This is a genomic window from Streptomyces sp. NPDC018833 (assembly GCF_044390825.1).
In the GTDB taxonomy this organism is placed as follows: domain Bacteria; phylum Actinomycetota; class Actinomycetes; order Streptomycetales; family Streptomycetaceae; genus Streptomyces.
The window spans coordinates 178,240-193,932 of record NZ_JBIRZM010000008.1 but is presented as its reverse complement, the minus strand read 5'-3'; the positions used below and the strand labels follow the sequence as shown (position 1 = coordinate 193,932).

General features: G+C 71.0%; 11 protein-coding genes and 1 pseudogene. 5 read left to right on the top strand and 7 right to left on the bottom strand.

What is annotated here, in order from left to right:
- The first annotated feature begins 21 nt into the window (after positions 1–21).
- Positions 22–1,455 (top strand): esterase/lipase family protein, encoded by a 1,434-nt coding sequence (locus tag ACH5AF_RS18600; RefSeq protein ID WP_398902706.1) that lies wholly within the window; start codon positions 22–24, stop codon positions 1,453–1,455.
- Between the two features lie 118 nt (positions 1,456–1,573).
- Here ACH5AF_RS18600 and ACH5AF_RS18595 read toward each other — a convergent pair whose 3' ends face one another.
- Positions 1,574–2,377: a carbon-nitrogen family hydrolase gene (locus tag ACH5AF_RS18595; protein ID WP_398902705.1), complete on the bottom strand. Its 804-nt coding sequence runs from the start codon at positions 2,375–2,377 to the stop codon at positions 1,574–1,576.
- Positions 2,378–2,547: 170 nt separating this feature from the next.
- Between ACH5AF_RS18595 and ACH5AF_RS18590 the strand changes: the two genes are divergently transcribed.
- Complete coding sequence (locus ACH5AF_RS18590; protein ID WP_398902704.1) at positions 2,548–3,372, top strand: maleylpyruvate isomerase family mycothiol-dependent enzyme; 825 nt, start codon at positions 2,548–2,550, stop codon at positions 3,370–3,372.
- Between the two features lie 120 nt (positions 3,373–3,492).
- Here the strand turns inward: ACH5AF_RS18590 and ACH5AF_RS18585 are convergent, their stop codons facing one another.
- From ACH5AF_RS18585 to pdhA, 5 genes are all read right to left on the bottom strand, one after another.
- On the bottom strand, positions 3,493–4,800 hold the full coding sequence (locus ACH5AF_RS18585) for a nitrate/nitrite transporter (RefSeq protein ID WP_398902703.1): 1,308 nt from the start codon (positions 4,798–4,800) through the stop codon (positions 3,493–3,495).
- On the bottom strand, positions 4,797–5,456 hold the full coding sequence (locus tag ACH5AF_RS18580) for a GntR family transcriptional regulator (protein WP_398902702.1): 660 nt from the start codon (positions 5,454–5,456) through the stop codon (positions 4,797–4,799). The genes ACH5AF_RS18585 and ACH5AF_RS18580 overlap by 4 nt, the downstream gene beginning before the upstream one ends.
- A gap of 132 nt (positions 5,457–5,588) precedes the next feature.
- Positions 5,589–7,022, bottom strand: a complete 1,434-nt coding sequence (locus tag ACH5AF_RS18575) for a dihydrolipoamide acetyltransferase family protein (RefSeq protein WP_398902701.1) — start codon at positions 7,020–7,022, stop codon at positions 5,589–5,591.
- Positions 7,023–7,035: 13 nt separating this feature from the next.
- Positions 7,036–8,016 carry an alpha-ketoacid dehydrogenase subunit beta gene (locus tag ACH5AF_RS18570; RefSeq protein ID WP_398902700.1) on the bottom strand — a complete coding sequence of 327 codons (981 nt, stop codon included), beginning with the start codon at positions 8,014–8,016 and terminating at the stop codon, positions 7,036–7,038.
- Positions 8,017–8,018: 2 nt separating this feature from the next.
- Positions 8,019–9,167, bottom strand: coding sequence for a pyruvate dehydrogenase (acetyl-transferring) E1 component subunit alpha (gene pdhA / locus ACH5AF_RS18565; protein ID WP_398902699.1), 1,149 nt, complete (start codon positions 9,165–9,167; stop codon positions 8,019–8,021).
- Positions 9,168–9,511: 344 nt separating this feature from the next.
- Between pdhA and ACH5AF_RS18560 the strand changes: the two are divergent.
- Positions 9,512–10,098, top strand: a pseudogene (locus tag ACH5AF_RS18560) (DNA-binding response regulator).
- A gap of 341 nt (positions 10,099–10,439) precedes the next feature.
- Positions 10,440–11,447: a phosphotransferase gene (locus ACH5AF_RS18555; protein WP_398902698.1), complete on the top strand. Its 1,008-nt coding sequence runs from the start codon at positions 10,440–10,442 to the stop codon at positions 11,445–11,447.
- Between the two features lie 181 nt (positions 11,448–11,628).
- On the opposite strand, the gene ACH5AF_RS18550 is transcribed toward ACH5AF_RS18555, so the two are convergent.
- On the bottom strand, positions 11,629–13,173 hold the full coding sequence (locus ACH5AF_RS18550; protein WP_398902697.1) for a protein kinase: 1,545 nt from the start codon (positions 13,171–13,173) through the stop codon (positions 11,629–11,631).
- Positions 13,174–13,477: 304 nt separating this feature from the next.
- Here ACH5AF_RS18550 and ACH5AF_RS18545 point away from each other — a divergent pair, with 304 nt between their 5' ends.
- Entirely contained in the window at positions 13,478–15,088 is a 1,611-nt protein-coding gene (locus ACH5AF_RS18545) for a protein kinase (RefSeq protein ID WP_398902696.1), read from the top strand.
- Positions 15,089–15,693 lie beyond the last annotated feature (605 nt).

Sequence of the window (15,693 nt, the reverse complement as noted above, 5' to 3'; positions counted from 1 at the left end):
TCCGGGGCGCAGCCACCGGTCGTGACTCCCGACCTCACCCAGGACGCCGTCGTCGTCGTGCCGGGCATCATGGGCAGCGAGTTGTACGACACTGTCGCCCGCAAGACCGTCTGGGGCTTATCCGGGGTGTCGTGGCTGCTCCGGGCGTGGACACTGCCCAAGGGTCTGGAGCCCCTGCGCATGACTGAGGAGGAGCTGGAAGGAAGGACCGGCCGCATCAAGGCCACCCAGCTCATGCGTCACTCGTCGTGGACGCCGTACCTCCAGGGTCTGGAGCCGTACACCGATCTGGTCGACGCGGTCCTCCGTTGCGTCGCCGACCCGGCGGCCGTCCTCGAGTTCGCCTACGACTGGCGACTGCCGGTGAGTACCAACGGCCGCCTCCTGGCGGAAGCGGCCCGCCGGCACCTGACCGCTTGGCGGCAGCACCCCGCCCATGACGCTGTTCGCCGCGTCCGGGTCGACGAACGGCCCGCACGTCTCGTCTTCGTCGCCCACTCCATGGGCGGCCTCGTCACCCGGGCCGCACTCGGCCCGACCCATGACGCCGACCTGGCGGCCGACACACGCGCGGTCCTCACGCTGGGTACGCCCTTCTACGGGGCGGTGAAGTCGACGGTGATCCTGAATACGGGGCGCGGTACCCCGGTCCCGTTGCCCCACCGGCAGCTGCGCTCCATCTCGGCGACGATGCCCGGCCTGCACGACCTGCTGCCCATGTACACCTGCCTCGTCGACAACGACACCGTCCGCCGTCTGACGCCCGGTGATGTGGCCGGCCTCGGAGGTGACGCCGAACTCGCGAGAGCCGCGGCTGACTTCCATCAGAAGCAGGCACGGATCGTCCTGCCCGGGCACCGCGCCGTCGCCGGGACCGGTCAGCGGACCCTGCAGAGCCTCACGGTCAGCGACGGGGTCGCCGAGCCCCACCACCACGGACCCCGTCAGCACACCACCGGTGAGTTCGTCCGGGACCGGCGGGGCCGTGTCGTCTTCTACGACGTGAAGGGCGACGGCACCGTACACAAGGAGTCGGCGGCTGTCGGCCCCGCGGTCACGCCGCTTCCCCTGCAGCATGGAGCGGTCGCCTCCGACCGCGTCGCGCTGAAGGCGGTCGCGGAGATCCTCAGAGAGGACGAACATCTGGGCCCGCCCCAGGGCGCTCCCGGATGCGGCCTGGAGGTTCCCGACTTCATCGGGGTCGGAACGCCGTGGACCGTCAAGGTCAGCGGCCCGGATTCGCTGGCCGGGCTCGCGTGCGAGATCAGCGACACGACGGGCCAGAACGCCCGGACCGTGAAACTCGGCTGGGGCGACGGAGACATCGTGGCCAGGGTGGTCGTCGACGCACCGGGGCTGTACAGAGTCTCCGCGCGCACGATCGACGGCCACACGGTGACTCAGCTCGTTCTGGCAGGCGACGACGGCACACGGGAGGCTTTGTCGCCGTACTGATGGGAGCGTGCCGCCTGGCGGGAGAGTGCCGCCTGGCGGGAGAGTGCCGTGGCGGCGTGCCCTGACGGGAGCGTGCCGTCCGGGGGCGGCGCCGGGGCCGCTCCCGGACGGGCATGGCTCAGCGGGGCGCGGGCGGGAGGGGCAGGCCGAGGCGGCGGTCCTTGAGTGCCGGGAAGACCTCGCGGGTCTTGTCCACCTTCGACGGGTCGAGGTCCACGGTGAGCACCTCCTCGTCCGGGCCCGCCTCGGCGAGGACCTCGCCCCACGGGTCGACGACGATGCTGTGGCCGGCCTGTTCGACGTCCGCATGGGTGCCCGCGGTGCCGCAGGCGAGGACGTATGCCTGGTTCTCGACCGCGCGGGCGCGAGCCAGCAGGGTCCAGTGCCCGCGGCGGCGGGCGGGCCACCCGGCGGGGACGACGAACGCCTGGGCCCCGGCGTCGACGAGGCCGCGGAACAGCTCGGGGAAGCGCAGGTCGTAGCAGGTGGCGAGGCCGAGCGTGAGCCCGCCGGGCACGGGCACGGTCACCAGGTCCTCACCAGCGCCCATCATCACCGCCTCGCCCTTGTCGAAGCCGAAGCGGTGGATCTTGCGATAGGTGGCGGCGAGTGCGCCGCCGGGCGTGATGACGAGGGCGGTGTTGTAGAGGGTGCCGTCGTCGTCCCTCTCGACGATGGACCCGGCGTGGAGCCAGACGCCCGCATCGCGCGCGGCCTCGGCCATCACCGTGTACGTCGGCCCGGCCGGCGTCTCGGCCTCGGCCTCGAACGCCCGGTATGCGAAGGCGCCGACGGGCCAGAGCTCGGGGAGGATCACCAGTTCGGCGCCTCGTTGTTCGCGTACCAGCGCGGCGGCGCGGCGCCTGCGGGAATCGACCGGTTCGTCCGGGTCTACTGCGATCTGGATGAGGGAGGCGCGCACACTACCACCGTCCTGGCATTCGAGCCGTCAACTCGGGCCTACGATCGTCACACGAAAGCACTGCCGGGGTGCCTTCGGGCAGCGTACTGTGCTCAACCGGGGGGCCGCCCCCGGACCCCCACAGACCGCTGCCAGTCCAGTTTGCCCGCGTACGACCGCCGAGGGGTCCCGTGACCGTCCATCCCAGCCTCCAGAACTACGCCGATGCCTGGACCCATGCAGTCGAGTCGATAGCCGAGCTGGTGCAGCCGCTCGTCGAGGGTGCGTGGAACCGCGCCACGCCGTGTCCCGGCTGGTCGGTGCGGGACATCGTGTCGCATGTCATCGGCATGGAGTGCGAGATGCTCGGCGACCCACGCCCCATCCACTCCCTTCCGCGCGATCTCTACCATGTGCAGAGCGACTTCGCCCGCTACATGGAGATGCAGGTCGATGTGCGCCGGCACCACACGTCTCCGGAGATGACGGCCGAGCTCGAGTACACGTTGATCCGGCGCGCCCGTCAGCTGCGCAACGAGAGCCGCAGTCCCGACACCCTGGTACGCGCCCCGCTGGGCGCCGAGCAGACCCTCGAACTCGCCTACCGGATGCGGGCGTTCGACACCTGGGTGCACGAGCAGGATCTGCGCGTCGCGCTCGGCAGGCCGGGCAACCTCGACTCGCCCGGTGCGTATGTCGCGCGTGACTGCCTGCTCCAGGCGCTGCCGAAGGCAGTGGCCAAGGACGCGGGCGCGCCACCGAATTCGGCGGTGGTCTTCGACGTCAGCGGTCCGATGGAGTTCCTGCGGACCGTACGGGTGGACGCCGACGGGCGTGGCTCGGTGGACGGTTCGCCCTCGCTCGGCCCACTGGTGACGTTCGCGACGGACTGGGAGACGTTCTACCGGCTGACGTGCGGCCGGGTGCGGCCCGCGGCGGTGGCGGACCGGATCAAGGTCGACGGGGACACCGAGATGGCAGAGGCGATCCTGCGGGTCATCGCCGTCACGCCCTGAGGCGCGGTCTTCTTCCGGGGACGCCGGCGGCGTTCCGCGGACGGGTGCCGGCCCCGGCCGCGGAACGGATGCGGGGCCCGCCCCGGCCGGTGTTCCGGCCGACGCCTCCCGGTCGACGCCTCAGACCGGCACGTGCACGGCCTCCACGCGGCTGGCCACGAGGCGCTCCCGCTCGCGCCGCACTGTGCGGGCGCGCAGCCGCAGGATCTGCGCGACCCCGAGCACCTGGAGCACGAACACGGACGAGAACGCGATCCGGTAGTCGTCCCGGGTCGCGTCCAGTAGCACGCCCACGGCGAGTAGCGTGGTCATGGAGGCGACAAAACCGCCCATGTTGACGATGCCGGACGCCGTGCCCTGGCGTTCGGGCGGGTTGGCGGGCCGTGCGAAGTCGAAGCCGATCATCGATGCGGGGCCGCAGGCGCCGAGGACCGTGCACAGGGTGATCAGCAGCCACATCGGGGCATCGTCGCCGGGATACGCAATGGTGACGGCCCACAGCACTCCGCTGGCCCCAATGGTGCCGAGCGCCAGCGGGGTGCGTGCCTCATGGTGGCGCGCAATGATCTGGCCGTAGACGAGGCCGACGACCATGTTGGACGCCACCACAAGGGTCAGCAGGGCGCCGGCGGTCTCCCGTGTGAGGTGCTGCGCCTCGACCAGGAACGGCATCCCCCAGAGCAGCAGGAACACCATGGCGGGGAACTGGGTGGTGAAATGCACCCACATCCCGAGCCGGGTGCCCGGCTCCCGCCAGGACGCGGCGATCTGCCGGCGTACGAACGCGGCTCCGGCGTGCTGGGCAGGAGGCGGCTCGTGGCCCTCGGGGTGGTCCTTGAGGAAGAGGACCAGCAGGACGAGGACCACCAGGCCGGCCGCCGCGCTGCCCGCGAAGGTGGCGGTCCAGCCCATGCCGTGCAGCATGCGGGCGATGACGAGGGTGGAGACGAGGTTGCCCGCCATGCCGAACAGGGCGGCGACCTGTGCGATGAGGGGGCCGCGCCGGGCGGGGAACCAGCGCGTGCCGAGGCGCAGGACGCTGATGAACGTCATGGCGTCGCCGCAGCCGAGCAGCACGCGGGAGGCGAGGGCCGTGCCGTACGAGGGCGACAGGGCGAACCCCAGCTGGCCGACGGTGAACAGCACGACGCCGATCGTGAGGACCTTCTTGGTGCCGAGTCGGTCGACCATCAGGCCGACGGGTATCTGCATGCCCGCGTAGACGAGCAGCTGGAGGATGGAGAAGGTCGACAGGGCGGAGGCGTTCACGTCGAAGCGGTCGGCTGCGTCGAGTCCGGCCACGCCCAGGGACGTACGGAAGATGACGGCGACGAAGTAGACGGCGACGCCGACGCCCCAGACGGCGGCGGCACGCCAGCCGCCGGGGGGATCGCCGGGAAGCGACACCCCGGGGGAGGCCGCGCTCACCTGGACTCACCGCGGGCCAGCACCTTGACGCGGCCGAGGTGGGTGCGCACGCACTTGGCGGCGCCGTCCGCGTCACCGGCCCTGATCCTCTCGAGGATCTCGGCGTGCTCGGTGTGGTTCCTGGTGACCCGGTCCGGGAGTGCCTGCATCATCGCGACACCCATGCGCAGTTGGCGATCGCGCAGCTGGTCGTAGAGCTTGGAGAGGATCTCGTTGCCCGCGTGCCGGACGATCTCCGCGTGGAAGCAGCGGTCGCTGACGGCGAAGGCGGCGAGGTCTCCGGAGTCGGCGTGGCGACGCTGTTCGTCGAGGATCTCTTCGAGGCGGGCGATGAGGGAGGCGGGGGCGGGCACCGCCTTGCGCACCGCGAACTCCTCGATCAGCAGGCGGGTTTCGACGACGTCGGCGATCTCCTGTGCGGAGACGGCGAGGACCAGTGCGCCCTTCTTCGGGTAGAGCTTGATCAGCCCTTCGACCTCGAGCTTGAGCAGTGCCTCGCGCACGGGGGTGCGCGATACGCCGACGGCCTCGGCCAGTTCGCCTTCCGTGAGGAGCGTCCCGCCTTCGTACTGCCGGTCGAGAACGGCCTGCTTGATGTGGGTGTAGACGCGGTCTGCGGCGGGGGGCTGTCGGACGGTGGACACAGAGGCAGACATGCACACAGCATAGATACAACAGACTTCAACCAGAAAGCCCCGTCCGCGATATGGACGGGGCTCCTGTGCCCGGCGGATCACCGGGATGTTTCACGTGGAACAGGCGTCGGGCGCGTCTGACGCGTCGGCGCCTCAGGCCCAGGTGATGAGCTTCTTCGGGTTCTCCAGGATCGCCGCGATGTCCGCGAGGACCTTGGAGCCCAACTCGCCGTCGACCAGCCGGTGGTCGAAGGAGAGCGCGAGCGTGGTGACCTGGCGCGGCTTGACCTTGCCCTTGTGGACCCACGGCTGGAGCTTGATCGCACCGACCGCGAGGATCGCGGACTCGCCGGGGTTGAGGATCGGCGTGCCGGTGTCGACACCGAAGACGCCGACGTTGGTGATGGTCACCGTGCCGCCCTGCATCGCCGCCGGGGTGGTCTTCCCTTCGCGGGCGGTGGCCACGAGCTCGCCCAGTGCCGAGGCCAGTTCGGGCAGGGTCTTGTCGTGCGCGTCCTTGATGTTCGGCACGATCAGACCGCGCGGCGTGGCCGCGGCGATGCCCAGGTTGACGTAGTGCTTCTGGACGATCTCCTGATTGGCCTCGTCCCAGGCGGCGTTGACGCCGGGGTTGCGCTTGATGGCGACGAGCAGGGCCTTGGCGATCAGCAGCAGCGGGTTGACCCGCAGCCCCGCCATGTCCTTGTCGGCCTTCAGCTCCTCGACCAGCTTCATCGTGCGCGTCACGTCGAGCGTGACGAACTCGGTGACGTGCGGCGCGGTGAAGGCGCTGCCGACCATGGCGGCGGCGGTCGCCTTCCGTACGCCCTTGATCGGGACACGGGTCTCGCGTGCACCGGCCGCTGCCGGGGCGGCCGCAGGTGCCTCGGCGGCCGGCTCCGCGACGGCGACGGCAGGGGCGGGCGCGGGGGCCGGGGCGGCCGCGGCGTGCACGTCCTCGCGGGTGATGATCCCGTCGGGGCCGGTCGGCGTGACCGTCTCCAGGTCGATGCCCAGGTCCTTGGCGAGCTTGCGCACCGGGGGCTTGGCGAGCGGGCGCGGACGCTCGGGGGCCGACAGCGCGGCCGTGCCGTGTCCGTTCACCTCGGCCTGGATCGCGGCCGCGGCACCCTGCTCGGGGACGGCGGCGGTCTGCTTGCGCGGGCGGCGCTTGGTGGAGGACTCGGCCACGCCGTAGCCGACCAGGACGGGCTGGCGGCCCTTCGGCTTGGCCTCGGCTTCGGCCTCCGGCTCGGCCTTCGGCTCGGCGGCGGCGAGCGAGGGCTCGGTCGCCGCCGGGGGCGGCTCCTCGACCGGTGCCGACTCGGGAGCCACGTCGATCGTGATGATCGACGTGCCGACGTCGACGGTCGCGCCCTCGGCGAAACGCAGCTCGTGGACGACCCCGTCGTAGGGGATCGGCAGCTCGACGGCCGCCTTGGCCGTCTCGACCTCGCACACGACCTGCCCGTCGGTGACGGTGTCACCGGGCTGGACGTACCACTTGAGGATTTCGGCCTCGGTGAGTCCCTCGCCCACGTCGGGCATCTTGAACTCGCGGAAGCGCAGGGAATTGTCTGCGGTCATGATCACGGCATCCTCAGTACGCGAGCGAGCGGTCGACGGCGTCCAGCACCCGGTCCAGACCCGGAAGGTACTCCTCCTCCAGGCGGGCCGGCGGGTACGGGGCGTGGAAGCCGCCGACCCTCAGCACCGGGGCCTCCAAGTGGTAGAAGCACCGCTCGGTGATGCGAGCGGCGATCTCCGCGCCGGAGCCGTAGAAGACCGGGGCCTCGTGGACCACGACCAGCCGTCCGGTCTTCTCGGCCGACGTCTGGATCGTGTCGAAGTCGATCGGGGACATCGAGCGGAGGTCGATGACCTCCACCGACTTGCCCTCCTCGGCCGCGGCGGCCGCGGCCTCGACGCAGACCTTCACCATCGGGCCGTACGCGGCGAGCGTGATGTCGGTGCCTGCCTGGGCGACGCGGGCCTTGTGCAGCGGCCCGGGGATCGCCTCGGTGTCGACCTCGCCCTTGTCCCAGTAGCGCCGCTTCGGCTCGAAGAAGATCACCGGGTCGTCGCTCTGGATGGCCTGCTGGAGCATCCAGTACGCGTCGGATGCGTTGGACGGGGAGACCACCTTGAGACCCGCGACGTGCGCGAAGAGCGCCTCGGGGGACTCGGAGTGGTGCTCGACCGCGCCGATGCCGCCACCGTAGGGGATGCGGATGACGACGGGGAGCTTGATCTTGCCGAGCGCGCGGGCGTGCATCTTCGCGAGCTGCGTGACGATCTGGTCGTACGCCGGGAAGACGAAGCCGTCGAACTGGATTTCCACGACCGGCCGGTAGCCACGCAGGGCCAGACCGATCGCGGAGCCCACGATGCCGGACTCGGCGAGCGGGGTGTCGATGACCCGGTCCTCGCCGAAGTCCTTCTGCAGCCCGTCGGTGATACGGAAGACACCGCCGAGCTTGCCGACGTCCTCGCCCATGATCAGGACCTTGGGGTCGGTCTCCAGAGCCTTGCGCAGCGACTCGTTGAGCGCCTTCGCGAGGGGAAGCTTCTGTACCGCCATGACTAGTTGCCCTCCTCGGCGAACGACGCCTGGTACGCGGCGAACTGCGCGCGCTCCTCGTCGACGAGCGCGTGCCCGTCCGCGTACACATGGTCGAACATCGCCATGTCGTCGGGGTCGGGCATGGCCCGTACAGCCTCGCGCACCCGCTTGGCGAGCATGTCGCTCTCCTCGTCGAGCGCGGTGAAGAACTCCGCGTCGGCGTGCCCCTCGTTCTCCAGGTACGTCCGCAGGCGCTGGATCGGGTCCTTCGCCTCCCAGGCCGCCCGGTCCTCGTCGTGCCGGTACCGCGTCGGGTCGTCGGAGGTGGTGTGGGCGCCCATGCGGTAGGTGAACGCCTCGACCAGGGTCGGGCCCTCACCGCGGCGGGCGCGCTCCAGCGCCGAGCGGGTGACGGCGAGGCAGGCGAGCACGTCATTGCCGTCGACGCGGATACCGGGGAAGCCGTAGCCCTGCGCACGCTGGTAGAGCGGCACCCGGGTCTGGCGCTCGGTCGGCTCGGAGATCGCCCACTGGTTGTTCTGGCAGAAGAAGACCACCGGGGCGTTGTAGACCGCGGAGAACGTGAAGGACTCGGCGACATCGCCCTGGCTGGACGCGCCGTCGCCGAAGTACGCGATCACGGCCGAGTCGGCGCCGTCCTTGGCCACGCCCATCGCGTAGCCGGTGGCGTGCAGCGTCTGCGAGCCGATGACGATCGTGTACAGGTGGAAGTTGTTGGTGGTCGGGTCCCAGCCTCCGTGGTTGACACCGCGGAACATGCCCAGCAGGTTGGTCGGGTCGACCCCGCGGCACCAGGCGACGCCGTGCTCGCGGTAGGTCGGGAAGACGTAGTCGTCGTCGCGCAGGGCGCGTCCCGATCCGATCTGGGCGGCCTCCTGGCCCAGCAGCGAGGCCCACAGACCCAGCTCGCCCTGGCGCTGCAGGGCGGTGGCCTCCGCGTCGAAGCGGCGCGTGAGGACCATGTCGCGGTACAGCCCGCGCAGCTCCTCGGCGCTCAGTTCGATGTCGTAGTCCGGGTGCTGGACGCGCTCACCCTCGGGGGTGAGCAGCTGTACGAGCTGGGGCTCGGGATTCTGCGGCTTCTTGGCGGCGCTGACGCGCTTGCTGCTACGTCGCGGTTTGCGCGCGGCAGTGCTCTCCACGGTCACGTGCGTGCTCCTCCGTCGGTCCGGCCCCCGGGGTCCGCCGGTGTGGCCAGTGCGGCTCGCCTGGGTCCGAACCGGTGCACGGGGGTGTGTGCCGCGCGGCCGGATTCAGGCGTGACAGGTGCCCCGGCGAACGTCCTGTCAAAGGCACGTTACCCAGTGCGAAGCATTACTGCGAAACCCCATTTGACCTGCGATTTTGCTTGGATTTCCAAGTAAATCGAGGAAATGCGGGAACGCCACTGGTCAGGGCCTTGCGGACGCCGGAACGAAGGCACGGTATCCCGCACACCCCGGGCACGGGAAGAGTCAATATGTGAGACCGCCAGGTACACAAGGAAGGAAAAATCACCTTATTCCTATTCGGCAACCAAGAGGTCGTGCGGCCCGGCGTCCATGAACTGCTTTCGGCCGAGCCCGGTGTCGAGGCCGCGGGCGAGGCGGGTACGGCGGAAGACGCCCTGGTCAGGGTCCCCGCAACGGGGTCCGGACGTGGCGGTGCGCGAGATGCGCCTGCCCGGCGGGAGCGGTGCGGAGGTGTGCCGCGAGGTCCGTTCGCAGAACGAGAAATCACCTGCCCGACGCCCACGTCGGTCGCCGACGACGAGGCTCTTCGCGACGCGATCATGCCCGTGCCTCAGCAACGAGCCCGGCGGGGACGACCGGCCGGCGACCCTCATCCACCCGGAGCGCCGGATCCCGGACCTGACCGATGGAGGCCTGGGCAGAGCCGGCTCCTGGCCAAGCGGCTGCGTCTCACCGAGAAGGCCATCAAGAGCCATGTGTCCGGCCCGCTGTCCGGGCACGGCATGGAGGGCGCTCACAGGCGGCCGCGTACGGGCGCGCGGAGCAGACGAAGCGCTTGGCGGCGCCGGGCCTCCCCGGCAGGCGCCCATGGGCCTCGCGGGGGCCGCCGAGGGTCGCGTCATCGTGACGCGCGGCCGCGGGTTCACCCGTTCGGGCTGACCCGTCGGGACCGTGGGCCGGGAATCAGGGCCCCTGAAGATGAGATCGGCGCCTCTGCCGGGGCCGCCGGTGGCGACGGGCGGAAGGCATGCCCACCGGTCCTGTGGTCCGTGCGGTTCACCGGCACGGCGCGGATCACGGAGATCACGGACGAGCGGGCGGCGGGCCGTTCGGGCCGCGGTCGCCGGGATCGACGGCCACGACTTCGACCCGGCCTCCTGCGGATCGCCCCCGGTTCGTCGCCCTGCACACGTCGACTACGCGAAGGAGCAACAGGCATGCCACGCAGCGTGATCTAACATCTGGCGGGTGCCGCGCTCATCTGCTACCGCTCCGCCCGTCGACGCTCTTCTGCGCCGCTACGACACCGTGGGCCATCCGCTCTCCTGCCGCCCCGTCACCCAGGGCCTCCTCAATCGCGGCTACCGCCTCTCCACCACGCGTGGCGCGTACTTCCTCAAGCACCACCTCGACGGCGACCGGGACGCCATCTCCCGCCAGCACAAGGCCACCCGCAGGCTCCAGGCGCTCGGTGTCCCGGTCGCACCGCCGCTTCAGGACACCGGCGGCGGCACGGTCGCGGTCATCGGCGGCCGCTGCTACGCCCTGCACCCCTGGATCGACGGCAGACACCGCGACGGCGCCCAGCTCAGCACCGCCCAGTCGCGTCGGCTCGGCTCCCTGCTGGGACTGGTGCACACCTGCCTCGCCCAGGTCATGGACCGGGCGGCGAGCCGGGGGGCCGCCTACGACAGCGCCGACCCCGAGGAGACCTTCGCCCTCATCGAGGAGCTGCTGGAACTGGCCCGCGGCAGTCGTCCGCGCGACTCGTTCGACACCCTGGCCGAGCACCGGCTGCTCCAGCGGCGGGCGCTGCTGGAGCAGCACGCGGGCCGCAGGCCGCCGCCTGGTGGCGGGGGCGGCTGGGTGCACGGCGACTTCCATCCGCTGAACCTGCTGTACCAGGGTGCCGAGCCCGCGGCGATCGTCGACTGGGACCGCCTCGGCGTCCAGCCGCGGGCGGAGGAGGCGGTACGGGCCGCGGCGATCTTCTTCGTCCAACCCGCGGGCCAGCTGGAGCTGGCGAAGGTGCGGGCGTACGCGCGGGCCTACCGGCGCGCGGCGGGAGCGGACGCGGCCGAACTGGCCGCGGCCGTGCACCGGGTGTGGTGGGAGCGGCTCAACGACTTCTGGATACTGCGCTGGCGCTACCAGCTCCACGACCGAAGGGCCGACCCGCAGTTTCCTGCGGTGTCGGCCCTGGCGGTCTGGTGGACGCGGGAGTACGAGGCGGTGTGCGACGCCTTCGCCGGATGAGCCGGCGCCTTCGCACGGGACGAGCCGCCTTCGCCGGATGAGCCGGCGCCTTCGCACGGGACGAGTCGCCTTCGCCGGATGAGCCGACGCCTTCGCACGGGACGAGCCGCCTTCGCGGGACAGCCGGCGCCTTCGCGGACGACCGGCGCGTCGGCCGACGGGTGTGCCCGTGCCCGCCCCGTCAGCCGCCCTCGGGACCCGAGGTGTCGCCGTTCCCGCCGTCGGTGCCGCCCGCCGGGTCGGTCGGAACATCCGTCGGGTCGGTCGGGATGTCGGTCGGGTCGTCGGTCGGGGCATCCGTGGGGTCGCCCGTCGGGTCGCCCGTCGGAGTGTCGAACGTCGGATCGCCGGAGGGCGACTGCGAAGTGGTCGGCGGGTACGACTGGCTGTACGAGGGCGTCCAGGAGGGCTGCTGGTTGCCCCCGGTCGAGGTGTCCGGCTCCTGCGACGGGTCCGTCTCCTCGTCGGTCGGTGTCGGCGTCTCGTCCGGCGTGGTCGGCGTCTGCGAGACCGACGGGGCGTTCTCGGGCGTGTTGCCTGTGTCGTTCGCCTTGTTGAGCGCGAACGCGATCCCGGCGACGACCGCGACGACGGCGAGCGCGGCCAGCAGCCACACCTTGCCGCGGCCACGCCGCCCGCCCCCGTGGTGCATGCCGTCGTAGCCGCCGTCGTGCGGGTTCGGCGGCGGCAGCATCGGGCCCTTTGACGTCTCGCCGTGCACGGGGTGCACGGCGGTCGGCCCGGTCATGCCGCCGGCCGGGGTGGCCGAGCCGTCGTACAGGTCGACGGGGCCGGTGTTCCAGGCGCCCGTGTGGCTGCCCTGCTGCTGAAGCATCTGCAGCGCGTACTGGACGAGTCCGCGCATCTCCTCGGCGCTCTGGAACCGGTCGTCCGGATCCTTCGCGAGCGAGCGCATCACCAGGCCGTCGAGCTCCGGCGGCACCGCGTCCAGGACGTGGGACGGCGGGACCGGAATGTCCTGGACGTGCTGGTAGACGACCGAGAGCGGCGTTTCACCGGTGAACGGGGGCCGCAGCGCGAGCAGTTCGTAGAGGAGGCAGCCCGTGGCGTACAGGTCGGAACGGTGGTCGACGGCCTTGCCCAGCGCCTGCTCGGGGGAGAGGTACTGCGGTGTGCCCATGACCATGCCGGTCTGGGTCATCGTGGACTGCGCGCCGTGCAGGGCACGGGCGATGCCGAAGTCCATCACCTTCACGGCGCCGGAGTGCGTGATGATGACGTTGGCGGGCTTGATGTCTCGGTGCACGATGCCGTGCTGGTGCGAGTAGGCGAGGGCCTCCAGCACACCGGAGACGATGATCAACGCCTGTTCGGGCGGCGGGGCTTCGGCGTTGACCAGCAGGTCGCGGATCGTGCGGCCCTCGACGAGCTCCATCACGATGTAGGGGACGGTCTGATTGCCGACGACGTCCTCGCCGGAGTCGTAGACCGCGACCACCGCATGGTGGTTGAGGCCGGCGACCGACTGCGCCTCGCGCGTGAAACGGGCCTTGGAGACGGGGTCCTCGGCCAGATCCGCACGCAGCAGTTTGACGGCTACGGTCCGACCGAGCCGTACGTCCTCTGCCGCGAACACCTCGGCCATGCCGCCTCGTCCTAGACGGTGCGTCAGCCGGTAGCGGCCGTCACCGACCACTCCGCCGATGCCCCAGGCGTCCGCCGACTCCGGCACTCCGCCGCCGTCTGCTTCGGGTTCGGGTGCCATCAGTCCTCGCCGTCGTATCTGTCCGCGTACGTGGTGTGCGTGCGGGGTCCGCTGTCCTCAGGGTGCTGTGCCACGTCACGCTACAGCCTTCACGCGGCGGGCCGGTCTCGAAGGAGACCGGCCATCAAACCCGCAGCCCACCGGCCCGCGCAAATTCCATGCTGTTCCTGTAACGCTTACGAGACTGTTCTTGTGCGTACGGTCACGGAACGGGCACCTGGCTTGACGTGTCCGTGCCCTGGGGGAGACTTGGCCCGTAAATTCGGATCAGCCGCGGCCAAGCGCGCACAGGGGGAAGCACGAAATGAGCCAGGACGGCGCACAGGGCCGCTATGCGGGCGGTTCCGTAGCGGGCGGCCGGTACCAGCTTCGGGACCTGCTCGGCGAAGGCGGCATGGCGTCCGTATATCTGGCGTACGACTCCGCGCTGGACCGCCAGGTCGCGATCAAGACGCTCCACACGGAGCTGGGCCGCGAGCAGTCCTTCCGCGAGCGCTTCCGCCGCGAGGCCCAGGCGGTCGCCAAGCTGTCCCACACCAACATCGTGTCCGTCTTCGACACGGGTGAGGACGAGCTGGACGGCTCACTGATGCCGTACATCGTCATGGAGTACGTGGAGGGCCGGCCGCTCGGCTCGGTCCTCGCCGCGGACATCCAGCAGTACGGCGCGATGCCCGCCGACAAGGCACTCAAGGTCACCGCCGACGTGCTGGCCGCGCTGGAGACCAGCCACGAGATGGGCCTGGTCCACCGCGACATCAAGCCGGGCAACGTGATGATGACCAAGCGCGGTGTGGTCAAGGTCATGGACTTCGGCATCGCCCGCGCCATGCAGTCGGGCGTCACGTCCATGACGCAGACCGGCATGGTCGTCGGCACCCCTCAGTACCTCTCGCCCGAACAGGCCCTGGGCCGCGGTGTGGACGCCCGCTCCGACCTGTACTCGGTCGGCATCATGCTCTTCCAGCTCCTCACCGGACGGCTGCCCTTCGACGCGGACTCGCCGCTCGCCATCGCGTACGCGCATGTGCAGGAGGAGCCCGTCGCCCCGTCCACGATCAACCGCTCCCTCACCCCCGCGATGGACGCACTGGTCTCCCGGGCACTGAAGAAGAACCCGAACGAGCGTTTTCCGAGCGCGGCCGCGATGCGCGACGAGTGCGCCCGGGTCGCCGGCGCCGGCCAGACCGGCGCGCCCGTGATCATCAGCGGTGCGCCCGCGAGCAGCGGTTCAGGAGTCGGCTCCGCCGTCTTCCCTCCGCTGGACCAGTCGACGCCGGCGCCCCAGAGCGTCCAGACCCCGTACCAGCCGGGCCCGTACGGCCCGCCCACCCCGGCACCCGCGCCCGTTCCCGCTCCGCACTACGGCTACCCGACCCCGTCCCCGGCCTACCAGACGCAGCCCCCGGCGGCGTCGACACCCCCTCCGTACACGATGGCGCCGCACACGGCGGCCTCGTCGGGCGGGGGCGGCGGCAAGCGGAACATGCCGGTGATCGTGGGCGCCGTCGCGGTGGCACTCCTCGCGATCGGCGGCCTGGTCACGGCGATCGCGCTGAACGGCGAGGACGACCCGGGGAAGGAGGCCGGCGGCGACCCGTCGACGAGCGAGTCGAAGGAGGCGGGCTACAAGGGCCCGGAGCGCAACCGGACCATCGACAAGACGAAGTGCTCGGACGCCCAGGAGGGCTACGACGACCCGTCGAAGGTCCTCGCCCCCGACTTCGTCTACAAGGACATCCTGTCGGTGAAGGAATGCGCGAACACGCGCGGCTGGAAGATCAACATCGAGGAAGTCGACAACGCCCAGTGGGGCGAGGACGTCGTCATCTCGCAGTTCCCGCTGGCGGACACGGAGATCTCCGAGGACAACGCCACGTTCACCCTTGAGGTCTCCACGGGGTACGCGGACTAGTCCGGGTACCGGGCCTCAGCGGGCGGCCCGCTGATACGCCGTTCGGCCGAGGCCCGGTACACGATCCGTGTACCGGGCCCCGGCCGTCGCACCGCTCCTGGCGACCTTCGGGCCATGACGCCCGAGATGCCGGATTTGCGCAACCATGTGACGCTGAGTCCGTTCCTCGATCAGTCGGCGACTCGGTGCCCCGTCACGGGAGGCCCTCCGGTGATTCCACAGCTCCGCGCCCGGTGCGCGATCACCGTCGCATCGCTCGCGCTGGCGACCCTCCCCCTCGCACCGGCCGCGCACGCCGAGCCGTCCGAACCCCCCGGTCCCCGGCCCGTCGTGAAGCCGTCACCCTCGCCCTCGACCTCGTTCGCCGGGCGGCAGGCCGGTCAGGGCAGGCCGCGGCCCGGGCGGCAGCTGCCGCCCGCGAGCGCCCGCCCCTCCGTGGACCCTGCGCGCAGCGCCACCGCGCCCGCCGCCGCATCTGCGTCCGCGTCGACACCGTCCGGCCGGCCTTCCCGCCCCGCCCGATCGCCCTCGTCCCCTTCGGCGCCGGCCCCCCGCACGGGCGAGCCGGCGGAGCATCCCCCTCCCGCGGATGGCGAGGCGCCCTG

Bases quoted from the DNA above. Each gene is read 5' to 3' on its own strand.
- ACH5AF_RS18580 (WP_398902702.1), bottom strand. From the start codon at position 5,456: ATGTCTGCCTCTGTGTCCACCGTCCGACAGCCCCCCGCCGCAGACCGC.
- ACH5AF_RS18575 (WP_398902701.1), bottom strand. From the start codon at position 7,022: ATGACCGCAGACAATTCCCTGCGCTTCCGCGAGTTCAAGATGCCCGAC.
- ACH5AF_RS18570 (WP_398902700.1), bottom strand. From the start codon at position 8,016: ATGGCGGTACAGAAGCTTCCCCTCGCGAAGGCGCTCAACGAGTCGCTG.
- ACH5AF_RS18550 (WP_398902697.1), bottom strand. From the start codon at position 13,173: ATGGCACCCGAACCCGAAGCAGACGGCGGCGGAGTGCCGGAGTCGGCG.
- ACH5AF_RS18545 (WP_398902696.1), top strand. From the start codon at position 13,478: ATGAGCCAGGACGGCGCACAGGGCCGCTATGCGGGCGGTTCCGTAGCG.